Genomic DNA, 2,574 nt, shown 5'->3' with positions numbered 1-2,574 from the left:
CTGCGAATTTTGGGACAAGGGTGATATCTTTGCAAGACATCTACGGACAATTATCTTATTTGAAAATCAAGCTGAATCAAAAGCTTTCACATCCATATTTGGCGAAGCATTTGACTGCGCCGAAAGTTGATGAGGATAAGCTGTTTCTTTTCTACGCTCTGTTTGAGGAAACGGATTTAAAAGAAGCTGACAAGGAAAGTTACATCTTAACGGCGATGCTTGTTCAAACAGCCCTTGATACCCATGATGAAGTCACGACCGCAGCTTCAATTAAGCAGGACGACTATAAAAACCGCCAGCTGACCGTATTGGCCGGTGATTATTTCAGCGGCATGTACTACTCGCTGTTATCGGGTATGAAGGATATTTATATGATTCGGACGCTCGCTGCGGCCATCAAAGAAATAAACGAACATAAAATCAGGATTTACGACCATTCCGCAAAAGATGCGGACAGCCTGAAAAAAAGCGTCAGCATAGTGGAAGCTGCACTTTTTCACCATCTCGCCGACCACTTTTACCTGCCTCACTGGAAAACAGCCGCCAATGACTTTCTTGTGTTTAAAAGGTTTGCGGCCGAAGAAAAAGCTTCAGATTCCCGGCTGCTGGAGACGATCATACAGAAAGAGTTTCCGGAAGACCAGGCTTCATGCGGACAGCTGGCTGCAGCGGCTTATGAAGAAGCCAAGCTTGCGATCAACCAGTCGCTTGCTGCAAAGCCCGCCGTCCAAAAATGGCTTCTGAAACGCCTGCAGGAAATTCGGCCTGAAAAACGAACTTATCATCAGAAAGTGGAAGAAGGGTAATCATGGTGCAGTCAAAAGAACAGCGCGTACACGGCGTGTTTGAAAAGATTTATAAAAATTACGACCAGATGAACTCCGTCATCAGCTTTAAACAGCATAAAAAATGGCGCGACAAAACGATGCAGCTCATGAACGTACCAAAAGGAGCCAAAGCGCTTGACGTCTGCTGCGGGACGGGCGACTGGACAATCGCGCTCGCTGATGCGGCCGGAGAGACAGGGGAAATCAAGGGCCTTGATTTCAGCAAAAACATGCTGAGCATCGCCGAACAAAAGACCGACAGCTACAGCCAGATCGAACTGATCCACGGCAACGCGATGGAACTGCCCTTCCCGGACAATACGTTCGACTATGTCACCATCGGCTTCGGGCTTCGCAATGTTCCCGACTATTTAACCGTATTAAAAGAGATGGCGCGCGTGGTAAAACCCGGCGGCCAGGTTGTATGCCTTGAGACGTCCCAGCCTGAAATGTTCGGGTTCAAACAGCTGTACTTCCTGTACTTCCGTTTTATTATGCCCATGTTTGGAAAGTTCTTTGCCAAAAGCTTTAAGGAGTATTCATGGCTTCAGGAATCGGCCAGGGAATTTCCTGGTATGAAAGAACTTGCTGCATTGTTTGAAGAGGCTGGATTAGAAAATGTTCAATATCATCCGTTCACAGGCGGCGTAGCGGCTACACATGTCGGCTTGAAGCGATGATGACTACTGAAATACTCGGGTGAATCGATATGAAATTGACAACGTTTTATTCTTTTTTAAATGACGATATTGAATTAATAGAAAAAGAGCTTGAAAAGACCGTGCACTCCGACTATCCATTGCTAAGTGAAGCGAGCCTGCATTTGCTGCAGGCCGGAGGCAAGCGGATTCGTCCTGTGTTTGTCCTGCTTTCCGGCATGTTCGGTGAATACGATATCAACAAAATTAAAAATGTCGCTGTTTCATTGGAATTGATACATATGGCTTCGCTCGTACACGACGATGTCATCGATGATGCGGAGCTTAGAAGGGGACAGCCGACTATCAAAGCGAAGTGGGATAACCGGATTGCAATGTACACAGGTGATTATTTGTTCGCTCGCTCACTTGAAGCGATGACGAAAATAAACGAACCGAAAGCCCACGAAATCTTGTCCAAGGCGATTGTCGAAGTCTGTCTTGGAGAAATTGAACAAATCAAAGATAAATATAATATGGAGCAAAACCTCAGAACCTATTTGCGGAGAATCAGGCGCAAGACAGCCCTTCTGATCGCATCGAGCTGCCAGCTAGGCGCCATTGCTGCCGGCGCGGGTGAAAACATTCATAAAACGTTGTACTGGTTCGGCTATTACGTCGGCATGTCCTATCAAATTATTGATGACATCCTCGATTTCACCTCAAGCGAAAAAGAGCTTGGCAAGCCTGTGGGCAGTGATCTGCTTCAGGGGAATGTCACGCTTCCCGTACTATATGCACGGAAATCGCCTGAATTAAAAGCGCGGCTGATGCTGGTCAACAGTGAAACGACTCCGGAACAGATCAAACCAGTGATCGAGGAACTGAAGAAAACCGATGCCATAGAACAATCGTTCAGAGTCAGCGAAATGTATTTAAATAAGGCTTTCGCACTGCTTGAAACGCTCCCGAAAAACCGGGCGCGGACGGCATTGGGCCAAATTGCGAAATACATCGGCAAACGAAAGTTCTAAAAAAACAACCACTGTTCTACCCCACAGTAAGTTTAGAAACCTATTTTGTTGTTAGACCTAAAGATCCAGATTTCA

The 2,574-nt window shown here is 46.3% G+C and carries 3 protein-coding genes; all 3 read left to right on the top strand.

Annotation, left to right across the window (positions count from 1 at the left end):
• Positions 1-29: 29 nt before the first annotated feature.
• Genes C1T29_RS13755 through hepT form a run of 3 tightly spaced genes read left to right on the top strand, consistent with a single transcriptional unit; the run spans position 30 to position 2,499 of the window.
• A complete protein-coding gene (locus tag C1T29_RS13755; RefSeq protein ID WP_023857454.1) occupies positions 30-806 on the top strand; it encodes a heptaprenyl diphosphate synthase component 1 in 777 nt (258 codons plus the stop codon).
• A gap of 2 nt (positions 807-808) precedes the next feature.
• Entirely contained in the window at positions 809-1,507 is a 699-nt protein-coding gene (locus tag C1T29_RS13750) for a demethylmenaquinone methyltransferase (protein WP_025811221.1), read from the top strand.
• Positions 1,508-1,536: 29 nt separating this feature from the next.
• A complete protein-coding gene (gene hepT / locus C1T29_RS13745) occupies positions 1,537-2,499 on the top strand; it encodes a heptaprenyl diphosphate synthase component II (RefSeq protein ID WP_020451959.1) in 963 nt (320 codons plus the stop codon).
• Positions 2,500-2,574: the final 75 nt, after the last annotated feature.

Source organism: Bacillus sp. MBGLi79 (assembly GCF_002953915.1).
Note: the sequence above shows the minus strand (reverse complement) of the source record. Positions and strands in the feature narration are given on the sequence as shown.